Source organism: Mucilaginibacter gossypii (assembly GCF_900100945.1).
GTDB classification, from domain to species: Bacteria; Bacteroidota; Bacteroidia; order Sphingobacteriales; family Sphingobacteriaceae; genus Mucilaginibacter; species Mucilaginibacter gossypii.
Window position 1 is genome coordinate 177,800 of record NZ_FNCG01000010.1, and the last position, 19,457, is coordinate 197,256.

The 19,457-nt window shown below is 42.3% G+C and carries 12 protein-coding genes; 10 read left to right on the forward strand and 2 right to left on the reverse strand.

Features of this window, described 5'->3' with window-relative positions:
* Positions 1–233: 233 nt before the first annotated feature.
* The 4 genes from BLS28_RS18530 to BLS28_RS18545 all read left to right on the forward strand — a co-directional run bounded on the left by BLS28_RS18530 (position 234) and on the right by BLS28_RS18545 (position 8,256).
* Positions 234–1,775, forward strand: a complete 1,542-nt coding sequence (locus BLS28_RS18530; RefSeq protein ID WP_091170825.1) for an alginate export family protein — start codon at positions 234–236, stop codon at positions 1,773–1,775.
* A 107-nt stretch (positions 1,776–1,882) separates the two neighbouring features.
* A complete protein-coding gene (locus tag BLS28_RS18535) occupies positions 1,883–3,169 on the forward strand; it encodes an MFS transporter (RefSeq protein ID WP_091170827.1) in 1,287 nt (428 codons plus the stop codon).
* Between the two features lie 124 nt (positions 3,170–3,293).
* On the forward strand, positions 3,294–6,809 hold the full coding sequence (locus BLS28_RS18540) for a nitrate reductase (protein WP_091170830.1): 3,516 nt from the start codon (positions 3,294–3,296) through the stop codon (positions 6,807–6,809).
* A gap of 4 nt (positions 6,810–6,813) precedes the next feature.
* The gene (locus BLS28_RS18545) at positions 6,814–8,256 is read left to right on the forward strand and encodes a rubredoxin (RefSeq protein ID WP_256337480.1); all 1,443 of its coding nucleotides are present in this window, start codon (positions 6,814–6,816) and stop codon (positions 8,254–8,256) included.
* An 87-nt stretch (positions 8,257–8,343) separates the two neighbouring features.
* Here the strand turns inward: BLS28_RS18545 and BLS28_RS18550 are convergent, their stop codons facing one another.
* The gene (locus tag BLS28_RS18550) at positions 8,344–9,321 is read right to left on the reverse strand and encodes a 3-keto-disaccharide hydrolase (protein ID WP_091170833.1); all 978 of its coding nucleotides are present in this window, start codon (positions 9,319–9,321) and stop codon (positions 8,344–8,346) included.
* 414 nt (positions 9,322–9,735) lie between these two features.
* Entirely contained in the window at positions 9,736–10,152 is a 417-nt protein-coding gene (locus tag BLS28_RS18560; protein WP_091170840.1) for a DUF1003 domain-containing protein, read from the reverse strand.
* Between the two features lie 174 nt (positions 10,153–10,326).
* On the opposite strand from BLS28_RS18560, the gene BLS28_RS18565 reads away from it, so the two are divergent.
* From BLS28_RS18565 to BLS28_RS18590, 6 genes are all read left to right on the forward strand, one after another.
* The gene (locus BLS28_RS18565; protein WP_091170843.1) at positions 10,327–11,841 is read left to right on the forward strand and encodes a lipase maturation factor family protein; all 1,515 of its coding nucleotides are present in this window, start codon (positions 10,327–10,329) and stop codon (positions 11,839–11,841) included.
* Between the two features lie 91 nt (positions 11,842–11,932).
* Positions 11,933–12,286 (forward strand): HopJ type III effector protein, encoded by a 354-nt coding sequence (locus BLS28_RS18570; RefSeq protein ID WP_091170845.1) that lies wholly within the window; start codon positions 11,933–11,935, stop codon positions 12,284–12,286.
* 135 nt (positions 12,287–12,421) lie between these two features.
* Positions 12,422–13,087: an RNA polymerase sigma factor gene (locus BLS28_RS18575; RefSeq protein WP_189549285.1), complete on the forward strand. Its 666-nt coding sequence runs from the start codon at positions 12,422–12,424 to the stop codon at positions 13,085–13,087.
* A gap of 63 nt (positions 13,088–13,150) precedes the next feature.
* Positions 13,151–14,170: a FecR family protein gene (locus BLS28_RS18580; protein ID WP_091170854.1), complete on the forward strand. Its 1,020-nt coding sequence runs from the start codon at positions 13,151–13,153 to the stop codon at positions 14,168–14,170.
* 243 nt (positions 14,171–14,413) lie between these two features.
* The gene (locus BLS28_RS18585; RefSeq protein WP_256337481.1) at positions 14,414–17,671 is read left to right on the forward strand and encodes a SusC/RagA family TonB-linked outer membrane protein; all 3,258 of its coding nucleotides are present in this window, start codon (positions 14,414–14,416) and stop codon (positions 17,669–17,671) included.
* Between the two features lie 27 nt (positions 17,672–17,698).
* Entirely contained in the window at positions 17,699–19,357 is a 1,659-nt protein-coding gene (locus BLS28_RS18590; protein WP_091170862.1) for a RagB/SusD family nutrient uptake outer membrane protein, read from the forward strand.
* The last annotated feature ends 100 nt before the right edge of the window (positions 19,358–19,457 follow it).

The following is a 19,457-nucleotide window of genomic DNA, read 5'->3' on the forward strand; positions in this document are numbered from 1 at the left end:
AAAAAATATAGTTTTTAATGATTTTAATCATAAAAATTCATTTTAAAAATCAATTATTTGTACGCAATCATTAAATAAGTTATATTTATCATAATTAAACAGATAAATAAATCAAAAAAGATTGAGCCTATGGTAAAAATCAAAAATTCATAAAAAAGCCCTGCCGGGAGGTCGCATTCCCAGACAGGGTTAAATAGTTTTTAATCGCTTTAACAAATAAAAAACCAATTCAAATGTACAAAAATGTATCTAATCAATACACTATTGGAAAAATTCTATTAATTATATCATGTTTCGTTTCTTATAATGCTTCTGCGCAGCTGTCTTTGACAGGGCAGATCAAAACAAGGGGCGAATTACGTGATGGTTATGGAACTTTAGAACCGGTAGGTAACAAAAACGCGGCCTTTGTGTCACAACGAACGCGGCTCACCTTTAATTACAAAAGCAGCAAGCTTATTTTTCAAACATCCGTACAGGATGTAAGGCTTTGGGGCCAGGATGCCTCAACTATTACTATCAACGATGGCAGCCGGCTAAGCCTTCACGAAGCCTGGGCCGAGCTGATCCTCTCCAACAAAAAAGACACTTCCTTTAAAAAATCACCTGTCGATTATTTCGCCATAAAAGCTGGTCGCCAGGAAATTAGCTATGACGATGAACGCTTGCTTGGTGCTACCGACTGGATTCAGCAGGCCCGCAGGCACGACGCCATCGTATTAAAACTTCTTCAATCAGGCTGGCAGGTTGATCTCGGCGCAGCATTCAATCAGAGTTCTGATGCTATTAATTATAACGGTACCTATTATACACCGGCCAATGTGCCCGCTACGGTAAAGGATAGCAAAGGTAATTTGGCTAATACCCCTGCCGGGCTTATCCCGCTGGTTAATGCATCGGGCGTTAGTGCCAAAAATGGCAATCTTTCATTTTTAAATCCTCCCGGTACTAATGGGCAAAACCAAAACTATAAAGCACTTGAATACCTCTACTTTGCTAAAAAATTTAATAAAACAAAGGTAACCGGCCTTTTCCTTGCCGATCAATTTGCCAAATACAAGCTCGATTCGGTAAAAAACGTATCAGGCGAAGATGTTGGTTATATATATGGCCGCCGGTTTAATCAACCAGGAGTTAATACCCGTTATACAACCGGGCTGCTTGTTAATCCCGTTTTCGGTAGCAAAGATGAATGGGCTGCTACAGCTGGATTTTATTACCAGGGAGGTCATGATCGCGACGGTGCTGAATTAAGTGCTTACACTTATACCGGGTCTTTATCATACAAAAGCAGTAACATGGCTTACACAGCCGGATGGGATTACCTGTCAGGAAATGATGCGCTGTCCTCTTCAAAAACCAATCACAGGTTTGACCCATTGTATGGTACCCCGCATAAGTTCTGGGGCTATATGGACTATTTTTATGCAGGCACCGGATCCCCAACCGGCGGCTTGAGCAACCCTTACGTTAAAATCAAATATCTTTCAGATAATAAGCGTTTTAGCGTTGATTTGGCTAATCATTACTTTCTGTTGGCTAAAGATCAGAAAGGAACAAACGGGCAACCTATCGACAAATATTTGGGTACTGAATTTGACCTCACCAACAGCTATAAACTTAACAAATTCACCGCTGTTGATCTGGGCTTATCCTACATGGCAGCAACTCACAGCATGGAGTATGCTAAAGGTTTAACGCCGGATAGCAGCAAACTGCACCCGTTTTGGGCGTACCTGCAGCTTAATATCAAACCTGAGTTTTTAAATAAGTAATGTAGGCTAAAAGCTTAAGGCTAAAAGCCGAAAGCGAGAAATGTTAAAAAATCAAAGTACAAACAAACAGCTTTTAGCCTTAGGCTTTGAGCTTTAAGCTTAAAAAAATGGAAAAACAACTTACCAAACTCAACATATTTTCATTGAAGGGTGTACAAATGCGCACCTTTCACATTACCTGGCTCATGTTTTTTGTTTGCTTTTTTGGCTGGTTCGGACTGGCGCCATTAATGCCAACCATCCGTGCCGAATTACATTTGAGTAAAGGACAAGTGGGTAACACCATCATTGCATCTGTAGCTGCAACAATTATTGCCCGCCTTATTATAGGTAAACTTTGTGATACCTGGGGGCCGCGCAAAACAGCCGTTAGGTTATTAATAATAGGGTCCTTACCTGTATTTCTTGTGGGTCTGGCGCATGATTACACATCTTTCTTATTGTTTCGGTTGGCAATCGGTGTAATAGGTTCATCGTTTGTAATTACCCAGTTCCACACTTCTATGATGTTTGCGCCTAATATAAAAGGTACAGCCAACGCGGTAACCGGTGGTTGGGGTAACCTTGGCGGTGGTGTAACCAATATGGTGATGCCTTTAATATTTGCTGCTATAGTAGGGGCTGGTTTTACCAAGGCCGAAGCCTGGCGGTATGCCATGATAGTTCCGGGTGTAATGATGCTGATAATAGCATTCGTATACTGGAAATTTACCAAAGACACGCCTAACGGTAACTATGATGAAGTAGGTTATGCCAAAACCAACCCATCAAAAACCGATTGGTCGATATTGGCCGACTGGCGTGTTTGGGCACTTACACTGGCTTATGCTATGTGTTTTGGTATGGAGATCACTTTTGATAATGTAGCTTCTCTGCATTTTGTAGATACTTTTCATTTGTCGCAAAGTTCGGCCGGTTTTTGGGCAGGTATTTTTGGCTTCATGAACATTTTTGCCCGTGCATTAGGCGGCATTGTATCTGACAAAGTTGGTGGCAAATTCGGAATGCGGGGCAAGGGCTTATTGCTTGCCGGCGTACTGCTGCTGGAAGGCATTGGTCTTGTTCTGTTTGCAAATTCGGGCAACCTTACAATGGCTATTATTTCCATGCTCTCGTTTGCACTGTTCCTCAAAATGTCAAATGGTGCTACTTATGGTATAGTTCCGTTTATCAATAGTAAAAATGTTGGGATGGTAAGCGGTATAGTAGGTGCAGGCGGTAACCTTGGGGGGATGTTGTTTGGGTTTCTTTTCAAGTCCGAACATATCACTTATATACAGGCATTTACTTACATCGGTATAACTGTTATGGTGATTTCCGTGATTGTGCTGATCACCCGTTTTCAAAAACAGGCTGAAGCTCAAACAGCAGATGAACCTGCTTTGGCTTTATAAGCTTAAAGCAAAAGGCCGAAAGCGAAAAGCAGAAGGCTGAATAAATAGAAAAGAAATCATATGAAAGCTTTAGGCTTTAAGCCTTAAGCTTTCGGCTTAAAGAAAAGCTTTTAGCTTAAAAGAAATGTTGAACAAACGCCCTCAAAATACATTTAAAAGTACTTGCTGCTACTGCGGAGTAGGATGCGGCGTGGTAATTAATAAAGAAAAAAATGGCAGTATAACGCTTGAGGGTGATAAGGACTATCCTGTAAATAAAGGCATGTTGTGCAGTAAAGGGCTTAACCTGCATTACACAGCTAATGATAAAACCGACAGGCTGCTGTACCCTCAAATGCGTTATAACAAAAGCATGCCCCTGCAAAGGGTAAGCTGGGACGACGCATTGGAGCGCACAGCAGCCATTTTTAAAACGTTCATTGATAAATACGGGCCGGATTCGGTTGCATTTTATGCCTCAGGCCAGTGCCTTACTGAAGAATATTATGTTGTCAATAAGTTAATTAAAGGTTTTATTGGCAGTAATAATATAGATACTAATTCGCGTTTGTGTATGAGCAGCGCGGTTGCCGCGTATAAAATTGCTTTAGGCGAGGATACTGTACCTGTTTGTTATGACGATATTGAACTGGCCGATTGCTTTTATGTTACCGGAGCTAACCCAGCCTGGTGCCATCCTATTTTATGGCGAAGGGTTGAAGCGCATAAAGCCGCAAATCCCGATGTGAAAATCATTGTTGTTGACCCCCGGGTTACGGATACCTGCAGCAATGCCGATCTGCACCTGCAGTTAAACCCGGGTACCGATATCACCCTTAACCACGCTATTGGCAGGGTATTGATAGAGAATGGGGATATCGATATTGATTTTGTAAACAATCATGCTGATGGTTTTGAGCAGTACAGCAAATTGGTATTTGAACGTACCCTTGCTGAATCATCTGCAATTTGCGGTGTAACTGAAAACGACATCCGGCTTGCTGCCAGTTATATAGGCGATGCAAAAGGTTTTATAACGATGTGGACAATGGGGCTAAATCAAAGCGCTGTTGGGGTAAATAAAAATTTAAGCCTCCTGAATCTTAATTTGATAACGGGCCATATTGGTAAGCCGGGATCTGGCCCATTATCGCTAACGGGGCAACCAAATGCTATGGGCGGGCGCGAAGTGGGAGGGCTTGCTAATCTTTTACCGGCGCATCGTATTTTAACTAACCCGGCAGACAGGGCGGAGGTGCAGAAGTTTTGGGGAGGTATAGAGATAGCCGCAAAACCTGGTCTTACCGCAACGGAGATGTTTGAGGCATTAAATGATGGCCGCCTTAAAGCCATCTGGATCATGTGTACCAACCCCTTAACCAGCTTGCCAAACGTACGCCTTGCCGAAGAGGCTTTGAAAAAAGCAAAGTTTGTAGTGGTTCAGGAGATTAGTAATAAGCCCGAAACATTGGCTTATGCCGATGTGATCCTCCCCGCAGCAGCCTGGGCCGAAAAGGAGGGTACTATGACCAATTCTGAAAGGCGGATCAGTTATTTGAGTAAAGTACTTGACCCCCCAGGCGAGGCTATGCCGGATAGCGAGATCATTTGCCGTTTTGCTCAAAAAATGGGGTATAAAGGCTTCGACTTCAAAAATGCCGCAGAAATTTATACCGAGCATGCTAAACTAACAGGGAAAACCAATATTGATATCAGCGGGCTCACGCACGAAACCATCATACAACAACGATCAATACAATGGCCTTATAAAAAACGTAATGCGATACCAGGGACACCTCGCTTGTTTACCGACAAGCAATTTTATACCGAAACACGTAACGCTAAGATAAGCGCGGTACCGGATGCGCATACCAGCGAGGTTCCTGACGGCGACTATCCTTTTATTCTCACTACCGGCCGTATCCGCGATCAATGGCATACCATGAGCAAAACCGGTAAGGTGAATAAGCTTAATCAGCATATTAAAGAGTCATTTATCGAAATCAATCCTGTTGATGCTGAAGCTTTGGAGATCAGGGAAGGCGATGTTACTATTATCACATCCCGGAGGGGTGAAGTGCGGGTAAAAGCCCGGATTACCGAACAGATAAAACAGGGTGTTGTTTTTGTGCCGATGCATTGGGGCAAGATACTAAACAATGATCTCCACCGCATTAACAATGTTACTAATGACGCACTTGATCCGATATCAAAAGAGCCGGATTTTAAGTATTGCGCAGTAAAGATTCAAAAGTATAAAAAGCCTTTTCAAAGAATTGTGGTTGTTGGCGCCGGTGCCGGTGCGCACGGCTTCGTGCGGTCATACCGGGAGTTGAACAAAGATGATGAGATCATCATTTTTAGCAAAGAAGATCATCCTTTTTACAACCGCGTTATGCTGCCAGATTATATCAGCGGCGAGCAACGCTGGGAGCAACTGGTAAAAATGACGGATGAGGAAGAACCCGAACTTAAAATAAGGTTATTACGTGGCGTAAGTGTCGAGAAAATAGACCGTGTTAACAAATATGTGCTGGATAGCCGGGGTGTAAAAACTTATTACGATGTATTGCTGCTGGCTACCGGCAGCCGGGCGGCAATTCCTAAAAACGTTCCATCGTTGACAGGGATCTTCAGTATGCGTAGCCGCAATGATGCTGATAACTTTAAAAAGCATGTTCCCAAAAATGGTCACGTAGTAATAGTCGGAGGTGGTTTATTGGGATTGGAGATGGCGGCTTCCTTGCGTGAAATAGGGATTACTATCACCATTATTCAACGTACATCAAGATTTTTAAACCGCCAGTTGGATGAGTTGGGCAGCAGGCTCTTGCACGAAGAAATGGTTGATCAAGGTTGCGACATTTTCTATGATGATGAAGTGCAGTTGTTTTATGGGCGTAGTAAGCTTACCGGCATCGGCTTAAAAAGCGGACGGAAAATAGATTGCGATGCCATGATTCTTGCCATTGGTACTACGCCAAATCTTGAAATAGCAAAAGATTGCGGCCTTGAAATTAAGCGCGGCGTAATTGTAAACGAACGTTTGCTTACCAGCGATCCGAGCATATACGCCATTGGCGAAATAGCAGAGTTTAACGGCACATTATATGGTATAACCGCTGCTGCGGAACAACAAGCTGCTGTAGTTGCAGGCTATATGAACGGCGACATAGCCAGTTATTACAAGGGCAGCCTGTTTATGAATATCATCAAAATTCATGGCTTTGATTTGTGCAGTATCGGTTTATCTGATTGCCCGAATGAAAAAGACTATGAAGAAATAGTGTTTATAGATAAGGCAAAGCGTTATTATAAAAAATGCATTATTCACCAGGACAGGTTGGTGGGCACCATTTTAATTGGAGATAAAGGCGAGTTTCAGGAATTCAGAGAGCTGATAGCAAACAAAACCGAGCTTAGCGATAAGCGCCTTAAACTGCTTCGCAGCGGTAAAACAGCCGAGCCTGTTTTAGGCAAACTGGTTTGTAGTTGTAATAATGTGGGTGCCGATAATATACGTAATAAAGTAGCCGGCGGCTGCACGCAACTGGCCGATGTTTGCAGCCAAACCGGAGCCGGAACTGGCTGCGGATCATGTAGGCCCGAAGTAAAACGCCTCTTGGAAGAAGTACTTGAGCAACAATTATTAAAAGCTTAAACCAATGGATAATAAGCAACTAATTAAGATAAATTTGCCCGGCGGTGTAGCCTCTGCCGGTGATTTTTACGAGATGCTCATCATCGCGCAAAATGCTGGTGCTAAAAAGGTCCGTTTTGGCAACCGGCAGCAATTGTATTTTGAAATTGAAGAAGCACAGTTGGAGGATCTGGAATTTGATATGCTTAGTGCCGGTATTGACCATGAAGTTAACCAGGATACTTATCCCAACATCACCAGTTCGTACATAGCTGATGGTATTTTTAACCAGGAGAACTGGCTCAAAGAAGGTGTTTATAAAGACATTTTCGACCTGTTTGATTATCAGCCCGAACTGAAAATAAACCTGGTTGACAGCAATCAAACTTTTGCTTCGTTTTTTACAGGTAACCTTAATTTTATTTCTTCGCCGGTAAGTAATTACTGGTACTTGTATATCAGGTTTCCTAAAACTAACATCTTGTATTGCTGGCCTGTTTTGGTTTATTCGGATGATATTCCCGCCATTGGCAAAGCAATACAACAGGTTATATTTGCCAACAAAAAGCTGTTTTACGATCAGGTTGAAATCAATCCCGATAAGCTTTATCAATTAGTTACTGCCGGTTACCAATTTGTAATCCAGGAAATTGATCAACCGCTTATTATTCCCGAATTTCAACTACCCTATTATGAAGGTTTTAACAAACAGGGTAATAAATACTGGCTGGGTATTTACAGGCGCCACGAGCTTTTTGATATTGAGTTTTTGAAAGAAATCTGCAACCTGTGTATGCAAACCAGGGTTGGACAATTGTATTTTAGCCCGTGGAAATCCTTACTCATTAAAAATATCGAGGCAAAGCACAGGCCGTTATGGGGTAACCTGTTTAATAAATACCGGGTAAACATCAGGCATGCTTCAAATGAGCTTAACTGGCAGGTTGAAGACCTTTGCAATCCCTGCCTCGAGCTTAAGCAGCAATTGGTAAGCGAATTTGAAGAGGCAGATTTGCGAACATATGGACTTAGCTTTGCCATAAAGCGGTCGCCTAAATCGGGGATTTATGGCTCAATTATGATCCGCGAGCGGATGCCCGATGAATTTGAAATTGTGCATACCCGCGATTTTAACCACAATACCCGCGAATTTGTGATTTACAAACAAGGTGTTGCCAAAGCAGATTTAAGCAGGCACCTGACAGCGCTTTGCGATATGTTTTATGAACAACAAATCAATAACCTATCACCATTGCCGGTAAGCAAAACCAATACTGAAATTAAATCACCCAATCAAAAAACGGTTCATCAATGTAAAAGCTGTTTCACTATTTATGACGAGTTGTATGGAGATATCTTTAATAATATAGAACCCGGAATGCCTTTTGAAAATTTAAGCGACTATGAATGCCCAACCTGCGGCGCCGAAAAGGAGAACTTTGCAGAACTGATGTATCAAGCCGATTAATCGTTTTTAAATAAATTAATTAAAAAAAATCAGCCTGTTTGCTTATTGTAAACAGGCTGATTTTTTTAATAATATACCTTCGGTAATTTATTTTGCCGGAGTAATGATAATGTTTCTGTAATCGATAGGTCCGTGATCCCCCTGAATCAGCAGCGGCCCTGGTTCGCCTTCTTTACTGTCGATAGCCCCGCCGGTAATGCCCGGAATCTCCTGCTGGCATATCACCATGGTGCCATTGGCTACGATGGTAACTAAACGCCCTACCAGTGTAATATCATATGATTGCCATTCCCCGGCATTTTTTGCCATCATTTTATTAGGCGGCAGGAAACCGTAAATAGCGCTAAACTGGTTATTGATAGGTTCAGGCTCACCGGTTTTAGTGTCGATAACCTGTACCTCATAGCGCCCTCTCAGGTAAACGCCGCTGTTGCTGCCTTTTTGATAGCGAAATTCGATGTGTAATTTAAAATCGCTGAATTTTTGATCGGTAATAAGGTTTGCGCCGGAGTGCTTGCTTCTCAATATGCCCGATTCTACTACCCATTGGTTTTTGCCGTCAGTATGCCAGCCTTTGGTGTCTTTACCGTTGAACAGTTTAACAGGTTTGCCCCAAACAGGTGCCTTTGCCCTTGTCATTGATGGAGCTCTGACACCTGTAAAATGATAAGTAACCCCATCTGAATATACCATTGTTCCGGTTAATTCTTCGCCCTTAACCTCAAATTCAAAATCCATGTTCCGGTTTCCCTCTTCCCATTGCAGCGGGATAGAAAAGCTGTATTTGCCGTCATGTGGTTTTACTTCTGATATTGGTCGCGCACTTCCGAAAGCATAGGTAAAACGGCCAACCAGGGTATGTGTGCCTGATTTTTGAACTTCCAGCCAGGACGGAAGGCTTTTGCCACCTTTATCAATAGTTATATCCCATCGGCCGATAACGGCAGGATCCTTTGCCTGTTGAGCTTTGGCTCCCGAAATTATTAAAAGCAGCAATCCCGCGATAAGCTGTATGCGGATGAATCTGCTATTTGAGTTCTTTTTAATAGTAGTTTGGTTTCTCATAATTTTTAAATCTACAAACTATCATTCAATATTTTATTACACGGTTATTTTTTTGCAACAACCATGCAGCGATCATTTTCTTAAAGTTTAGTTAACATTAGTAATGTAGGTTTGTGATATCAAATGATAGAAATTGCCGATACTATTTTTGCTTTCACGAATCAGAGAGGACGATCATTCGGCTTTTGATCTGCTGTTTGAGCGTCACCTTTAACAGCATTAAACATAGTAAGGTTTGGGGCTGGATTACCCGCAACAACTACTGCCGACCAGGCATCATTGCGCGCTAAGCGAGTGGTACCTTGCCAAAACAGCGCTTTATGGACACCTTTTACACTCAACAAACGATTGGCAAAGATTAAGAAACCAACTATCCTGAAAAGGTGGTTGGTTTCATGTTTGTGAGATTATGGATTATTCTTTATCCATTTTTTCAAGCAATGCCAGGATCCTGTCAAGCTTGTCTACTTCAATGGCGTTTAAGCGCAGTTGTAATTCTTCAATTTCTTTTTTTGCTTCCACATTGGTTCGGAAATCCTCATTGGCCTGGGCGCGGTCACGTTCATTTTGGCGGTTCTGTGCCATCATGATAATCGGGGCTGCGTATGCCGCCTGGGTTGAAAACAACAAGTTTAATAAAATGTATGGGTAGGGGTCCCAATGACCAATAAAGGCCACTACGTTTAGCGCCATCCACAACGCAACAATTAAGGTTTGAATGATGATGAACCGCCATGAACCCATGCCGGCCGCTACAGAGTCGGCCAATCGCTGCCCAAAGTTCATAGAATCGATATGCCTTTGATACCAGTTTTTTTTATTGTTTGCCATTTTTTAGGAATTAAGCTTTGGGTAATAAATATATAAATTTAATTGCTGTGGCTGCTTATTGGGCTGAAGTCCTTAGGGTATGAGCAAGAAATTCATTTTGATTCGAATACTGCGTTAATCAAATATTTCTACCCATAGCCTTCAAATCTCTGTAACTTTAAGATACATGTCACTATGTTATATAGCTTTGAACATACCTCAACACCCCAATACTGGCTCAGCCGCTTTGTGATTCTTCGCCTGCTGGGTGCGGTTTACGCGGTGGCGTTCCTTGTGGCTATAACCCAGGTGCTGCCATTAATCGGCTCAAATGGCTTATTACCGGTTGATCATTATTTGCATCAGGTAAGTATAGCACTGGGTTCAAAAGGAGCAGGGTTTATGCGGCTGCCTTCAGTGTTTTGGTTTTGGCATTCAGATCAGGCATTACTGCTTGTTTCATGGACAGGTTTAATTTTATCCCTGATTGTTGTGGCCGGTTATGCCAACGCGTTTTTAATGGGGGTATTGTGGGTATTGTATCTATCATTGGTACATGTTGGGCAGGACTGGTATGGTTATGGCTGGGAAATCCAACTTACAGAAACGGGCTTTCTTGCTATATTTTTATGCCCTTTGCTGGATATGCGGCCTTTTCCCAAACGTCCGCCGCCTTTGCTGGTTATCATCCTGTTTCGCTGGCTCATCTTCCGGATCATGTTTGGTGCTGGAATGATCAAATATCGTGGCGATGCTGTGTGGCGCAATGGAACTGCATTGTATTATTATTTTGAAACCCAGCCAATACCGGGACCGTTTAGCCGCTGGTTTCACTTTCTGCCACATTCGTTATTGCGGCTTGGTGTTTGGTTCAATTGGCTGGCCGAACTATTGGCACCCTGGTTTGTTTTTGGCCCGCGGATATTCAGACACATCGCTGGTAGTGTTATTATTTTGTTTCAATTTGCAATCATCCTGAGCGGGAACCTTTCTTTTTTGAATTGGCTTACCATTGTGCCTGCGCTGGCTTGCCTTGATGATGGTTTTTGGGCTAAGCTTTTGCCGGGTGTACTTGTACGCAAAGCTGCGAAGGCCGAAGAGCAAGCTGAAGTTTCGCAGCCTATGCAGTACACCGCACTGATAGTAACTTGTATAGTAGGATTGCTAAGCTTCCAACCCGCGTTTAACCTCCTGTCGCCCAAACAAATTATGAATACCTCATTTGATCCACTGGAGCTTGTAAATACCTATGGTGCATTCGGCAGCGTGGGACAGGAACGTTTTAATGTAGTTTTTGAAGGAACAAGAGACCTCAATCCCGATAGTGCAAACTGGAAAGTTTATCCTTATAAAGGCTTGCCGGTAGCACCTGACCAGTCTCCCCGGCAGGTGGCGCCGTACCAATTAAGACTGGACTGGCAGATGTGGTTTGCCGCAATGTCCACAGCCGATCAGTACCCCTGGACATATCATCTGGCCTGGAAACTATTGCATAATGACCCGGGGGTAGTTGGTTTATTTGCCAGAAATCCCTTCCCGGGAAAACCACCGCGTTATATTCGTGCTGTTATTTACCGTTACCGTTTTTCCCGTCCCACGCCTGGTAGCGGCCCTTACTGGGAACGGGAAAAGTTAGGATTATGGTTACCCGTGCTTTCCGTGCAAAACCCGCAATTTGTTGCTTATCTGAAAGGTCAGGGCTGGCTATAAACTACGGTTAATCAGGCTCAATTTCAATTGAAATCAACCACCTGCGTCAATAACTGTTTTTAAATTTTATTTTCGCGAAAATATTTTCTTAATGAAAGAGCAATTGTCTGGTTTACTTACCGCCCTAAAAGAGGGTACGGTTACATTTAATGACGTCATTGAATTTATTAATAATTATTACGAGCATCAGCCAACTGCATTTAAAAATGGCAATATTTATAACGAAGCAGCACAGAACCAGGGCAGCGCCAGGGTTTTTGCTTTTGCTCAACTCAATAATCTAAGTGAGCCTGATACGCTTTATTTATTTGCGGAGCACTATAGGACCGTCCTTGCAAATCCAGATGGTACAGATCATCAGAATATCCGTCAGTTTAAGGCCTATGGCTGGCCGGGAATCAGGTTTGAAGGAGATGCACTTGTATTGAAGTCAGGACAGGTCTGAAGCGGACCTTAAGATTCCGTTATCGACATATTTAGCAATAATTTACGATATATCATTTAAGTATTGGTTGACCGGTACAGAGCGTATTATTAATTGTATTCTAAACAATCATTTATTCACTTACTTATTGATTATTTGAATAATAGATTGTTACTTTATGATTCCAATTATAATATTGCCTTGTTCAACAATTTGGGCTCATCCGATACAGGTGACGAAATATCAAATTCGCTGCACCAGCGTCTGTCATCGGGCGATGAGCTTGCTTTTAAGTTATTCTTCCAAAAAAACCAACCCCGGCTTTTCGCCTATATTTATAAAGTTGTCAAGTCTCGCGAAATTGCAGAAGAATTGGTGCTTGATATTTTTGTAAAGATCTGGTCGGCTAAAGAGATCTTAAGTGAAGTAGAAAATGTTGATGCTTTTCTTCACCGGATGGCTGTAAATAAATCACTCGACTTTTTACGTACGGCCGCCCGTGAAAAAAAAATACAGCAGCTCCTTAACCAACACATGCAGTATGAGCAGGCAACGGCAGCCTCAAATCACGATTTTAAAGAATATAACCAGCATGTGATTCATTGTTTGCAAATGCTTACTCAGCAGCAACAATTGATACTCAATTTAAGCCGGGAAGAAGGGCTTACGCATGAGCAAATTGCTGATAAGCTAAACCTGTCAAAAAACACCGTAAAAAATCACATTGTTACAGCTTTAAAAAAAATGCGCGAGTTTATAAAGCACGGTCAACTATCCATCTTGCTTACAATCTCGCTTTTTTTTATTTTTTTTCAGATCTGATTAGTCCTCTCTTCTCATTTTATCGTCATGTATATGAATTGGTTTTAACCAGCCAAGTGCAGCATGTCAACAGCCTCGGTTTTTCGCATAAAATACTTATTTCAAAAATACCTGGACAACTCGTGTACTACAGAAGAGTTTAACGAACTTTTTGAACTGATGGCCAAAGAGGAGAATCTGTCAGAAATTGAAGGTTTATTGGAGAAACTATGGGCCGACACTGAAATGAAACCTGATGCTGACGCAGAAGTCGTTCATCAGGAAGTTTTATACAATAAGTTGCTTGAGATTGTAAAAAAGGAAAAAAACGTTTACTCATTTCAAAAAAGAAGCTCCAAAACAATTATCCGTTCGGTTGCCGCTACCGTTGCATTGTTAATATGCGCAGGCCTGTACTTTTTACACACAAGGCCTAAACCAATGCCCATGCAGGCCCGGATAACACCATCAAACCCCGTCCGCCATGTGCACGAGATCAGGCTGGCCGACGGAAGCGTAGTGACATTAAATAAGAACAGTCATTTAGATTACCCGGCAAAATTCAACGGGAAAACCCGCGAAGTATATTTAACCGGCGAAGCCTATTTCGATGTAAGGCATGATCCGCTTCACCCTTTCCTTGTGCATACAGGGCAAATTACAACCCGCGTGTTAGGTACGGCATTTAATATTAAATCGGAAGGCAGTTTGATCCAGGTAACGGTAACCCGTGGAAAAGTTAAAGTATCCACCCCTAAAAAAACTTTAGGCATTGTATTGCCCAATCATCAGATAAGTTATAACGAAATCAATAATCAATCTTCCATAGATATATTGAATGCCAAAACAACGGTACTTTGGAAAGAGACCGATTTGGTGATGGATCATATGACATTGAAAGAAGCCGTGGCCATTTTAACAGAAAGATATGGTGTAAAAGTTATTCTTGATAATGAAAAGATAGGGAGCTGCCGTTTTAGCGCCACCTTCTTAAATACTACGGGGTTGGAACAGGTTGTCAAAGTATTATCGCACCTGAATAATTTGAGCTATAAATGGAGTAAGGAGGGTGATGTTACACTATCTGGTTCCGGCTGTGAATAATAACCAATTTTTTACCTCTTAAATAAAAAACCTATGAAACATTGATACTTTAAACCTTCCAGATAAAAAAAGCCCCGTTGCTTACGACTTCTCACATCATTCGGCGACAGGGCAAGTACTTAACCAATTATTATTAACCGATTAAAACCAATGCAAGTTATGAAAAAAACTCTTGCGTTTAAGCAATGGTGCACATTATCCGGTGCCTCTGCACGCCAATTTTTAAACACATTCCGAAAAGTTATGCGATTCAGTTTTATGATCCTGCTGGTATTACTGGTCTCCGGTCAATTGCTCTTAGCTTCCTCAAGCAAGGGGCAATCGCTTGATAAGATCAATGTCAGGCTGGAAGTGGGTAACGAAACGATAAAATCGGTGATCAAAAAAATTGAAAAGCAAACCAATTTGCGGTTTGCTTACAAAGACAATGTCCTGTCACCAAACACCCGCGTTACCGTTTCTTCCCTCGACAAATCGGTAAAGGATATCCTGGACGAGCTCTTTGCCAACCGGGGAATTGGGTATAGCCAGATAGACAACAATATTATTTTGTTTAATACCGCAACCGGAGGGCCTGCTTCGAGCAACAACAACGGGCAAATCGAAACAATACCTATAAATGGCAAAGTAACCGACGAAAAAGGTGAACCCCTGCCTGGTGTATCGGTAAGGATAAAAGACACTGATATCGGTGTAGCAACTAATGTTTCAGGCGATTTTACCATTACTGTTCCCAATGCCAATACCGTATTGGTATTTACTTTTTTAGGATTCAGACCGTTAGAACAGAGTGTTAATGGCAAAACCTTTTTAAAGGTGGCTTTAGTTCCTTTGAGCAAATCGCTCGAAGAGGTGATTATTGTGGGTTATGGTGCGGTAAAAAAGAGGGATCTTACCGGTTCGGTTGTTTCTGTTAAGGGTGATGAGATCACCAAAGTTGCGGCATCAAATCCTATGGAAGCGCTTCAGGGAAAGGTTTCGGGTGTAGATATCGTGCGTACAAGCGGTGCCGCAGGTGCAAATGTAAGCGTAACTGTTCGTGGTAACCGGTCTCTATCTGCAGGTAACGGCCCGCTTTATATAGTCGACGGGATTCAGTACAGCAATTATGAAGATATCAATCAAAACGACATTGCATCAATGGAGTTTTTAAAGGATGCTTCATCAACCGCTATTTATGGTTCGCGCGGAGCAAACGGTGTAATTATAATTACAACAAAAAGAGGCAACAGCGGGCAACCGAAAGTAGCTGCGGGTTCATATTATGGAATTTCGGATGTTGCAGGCTATCCAGTACCCATGACAGGGCCGCAATATGCAAACCTGAAACGTGAAAGCTTCAGAACTATAGGAACATGGAATTCTCCTGCCGACGATCCGAAAGTCTTTACCAGTGCAGGCGATCTGGCTGCGGTTCAAAGCGGCCTGTCATATTACTGGCCGGGGTTTTTACTGCATAAAGGCTCCCAACAGGATTACAACGCCAGCGTTTCCGGTGGTAGTGAAAAAACAAAAGCTTACTTTTCTTTTGATTATTTTAAGGAAAAAGGGTTATATGCTAATGATTACTCAAACAGGTATACCCTGCGGTTAAATATAGATCACCAGTTATTTAAGGCTTTTAAGGTGGGGCTGCAAAGTCAGCTTGCTTATTATGATCAAAACCTTCGAAACGATGGGGTATTATCCGTAGCCAATAAAATTATTCCCTATTTTAATCCGTATAATGCAGATGGTAGTATAGCTAAATTTCCAGGTAACGGTAACCAGGCCAATCCTCTTTTTGATGACGACGCATCCCAGTTTGTAAATAAGAACAAGATTACCCATTTGCTCTCAACCGCCTATGCAGAATGGAAGCCAATAAATGGCTTAACCATACGGTCAAATTTAGGTGTTACGCTGGCTGATTCACGAAACGGCCATTTTGAAAGTGCCAATACTATAAACCGGGCCTTATCTTCAGGGTCATTATCATCAGTAACCAATTCAAATGAGACTAATTTGCTTTGGGAAAATATTATTACCTGGCAAAAAACAATAGCAAGGCATAGCGTAGTTGTAACGGGTGTTACCAGTTATCAATCAAATGTTATGGACCAATCCGCGGCACAAGGCACCGGACAACTAATACCCGATCAATCCTTCTACGCGCTGCAAAACAATCCGTCTAACTTAAAAATATCGAGTAATTACGTTGGGCAACATTTAACTTCAGGAGCATTACGTTTAAATTATGCATTTAAAGACAGGTATTTACTAACCCTGACTGGGCGTGCTGATGGTTCATCTGTATTGTCGTCGGGAAATAAGTGGGCATTCTTCCCTTCGGCGGCCGCGGCCTGGCGTCTGGTTGATGAGGGATTTATGAAAACCCAAAACGTGTTTTCTGAGTTGAAATTACGTTTAAGCTATGGGGTTGCCGGCAATGCTGCTGTAAGCGCATACCAAACCCAAAGCAAGGCAGTGCTTATTCCATTTTCATGGAACGATATCACCGCATTAGCATATGGTCTTGACCCCAATATCGGAAACCCTCAATTAAAGTGGGAGTTAACAGGAACCTTAAACGCTGGTATAGATTTCGGAATTTATAAAGACAGGGTTTCGGGCACTATAGATTATTATGATTCGCACACAAGGGATTTGTTATTGCCACAGCAATTACCTGCCTCAACAGGAGCGCTAAGAACATTGGCCAATGTTGGCGAAAGTCGTAATACAGGTATTGAGATTGCACTGAAAACCATTAATATCCAGTCAGAAAGCTTTACTTGGACATCCAATATCACCTATACACGCAACAAGGAACGCATCACGTATTTACCAAATGGTGTAAACGACCTTGCCAATGGCTGGTTTATAGGCTACCCGGTTGTATCTTTTTACGATTATCAAAAAACAGGGATCTGGCAAACATCTGAAGCCGCCCAGGCTGCAACTTATGGGTACAAGCCAGGTGATATTAAGGTTGCTGATTTAGATAATGACGGAAAGTTTACCACAACATTTGACCGTAAAATACTTGGCTCAGCTGTCCCAAGGTATAGCTTTGGCTTTAGCAACGATTTTAAATATAAGGGCTTCGATTTAAATGTGCAGGTATTTGGACGTATCGGGCAGATGTTCGTATCTCAATACGCGTTGAAGTATGAGCCTAATGGAATTGAAAATGGCGCCAATGTAGACTATTGGACGCCGGAAAACCCCACAAACGCCTACCCAAGGCCAAGTGCCAATATCACAAAGGCATCCGAGCCATTTGCTTCAACCTTGGGCTACAAAGATGGTTCGTATGTTAAAATAAAGAACGCAACGCTTGGGTTTACCTTTCCTGCAAGTGTAACTAAACCCATTCACTTATCTAATTTGAGGATCTATGTGAGCGCCAAAAACTTTGCGACCTTCTCAAAGATAAAAGATTATGATCCTGAAGGCGGCGGTTCATTTGACAGGCCACTTACTAAATTGTTCCTGGCCGGTTTAAATCTTTCCTTTTAACCAATACTAATATCTAAAAAACATATTATGAAAAATTTACTAAAAAGTTGGGCGCTGCTGCTTATAGCCATTGCCACTTTATTTAGTGCCTGCAGCAAAAAGCTCGAAGAATATAACCCCAGCAATTTAACCGCTACAACAGTTTATACCAAAGCGGTAGGTTTTGAAACATTGGTTAATGCGGCCTATACCTATACCCGGTTTTGGTATGGAAAGGAAGAAGGGTACCTGGCCTCTGAAATGGGAACGGATATCTGGACGAGCGGTACCGGCGACCCATACCCAATGTTTACTCAATATATTAATTTACAAGGCACTGCAGACCCGCTGCCTTTATTGTGGAACAACTTGTATGCCGGTGTAAATTTATGTAATACGGGTATAGCCCAGATTGCTGCCGTTACAGATTATACGGCAGCCCAAAAATTGAACCGCGAAGCCGAGCTGCGTTTTTTAAGAGCATTTTATTACTGGCATATTGTTGAAACCTGGGGTGGTGTAAACTTTACCACCAAACCAACTGCAGGCGCCAATACAGAAGCTAATAAAACACCGGTAGAGACTTTTTACAAGCAGATATTTGAAGATCTTACATTTGCAGTAGCTAACCTGACTCCAACCACCACCGATTACGGACGGGCAACAGTGCCGGTAGCTAAAGCCTTTTTAGCACGGATGTACTTAACCCGGGGTATGAATGCCGACGCATTTAACATGGCCGATGATGTGATTAAAAACTATAGCTATGTATTGCAGCCTAAATATGCTGATCTGTGGAATATGGGGAACCTGAAAAATAAGGAAGTGATTTGGGCCATTGATTATTCAACCAACCTGGCCAATAACGATCTTACCTCGGCAACATATCCAAACGGGCACTATCGCGGTTCAAACAACGGGCACTTACTATACCTGATGGTTTATGACCAGGTAAATTCAAGCCTGCTCGTCCGTGATATTCCAAACGGAAGGCCGTTTAACAGATATATGCCCACTTTGGCTTATCTAAACATGTTTGATCAACAAAATGATTCACGCTATGCCGGCTCTTTTCAGAGTGTTTGGTATGCTAACAAAGCAGGTACTTATAATGGTAATGCTGTTAAAGTTGGCGATACGGTTTGTTATACCCCTAATGCAACTATACCTGCAGCATCGCAGAGCAGTAAATACGTTACTTATGACCTGTCCAAGGTATATAAATCAAATGGGGTACCTATTCAGCGTAAGTTTTATGTTTCTTTATCGAAATTTAAAGATTCAACACGTGCAAGTGTAGCTGAGGCCCAAAGTGCCCGTGATGTCTTTGTGATCAGGCTGGCCGAGATGTACCTGATTGCTGCCGAAGCAAAATTAAACCTCGGTGACCCGGGAACCGCGGCAACTTATATTAACGTACTCAGGACAAGGGCAGCAAAACCTGGTCATATAGCAGAAATGCAGATCACTCCTGCACAGGTTACGCTCGATTTTATTTTGGACGAAAGAGCACGTGAGTTGGGCGGCGAACAGTTACGCTGGTTTGATTTGAAGCGGACGGGTAAATTGGCAAGCCGGATCCAGGCTATGAACCCGGACGCCGCAGCCAATTTCAAGCCATATGAATTGGTACGACCCATACCTCAGGGACAAATTGATGCCGTAACCAATAAAGATGTATTTAAACAAAACCCGGGCTATAATTAATTTGAAACGGTATAAAAGGGATCTGATAAATGATCCCTTTTTATAATTTTTGAGTTTGCTATAAGTATGCAACCGGAGAAAAAAAATTTTCTAAAAACAA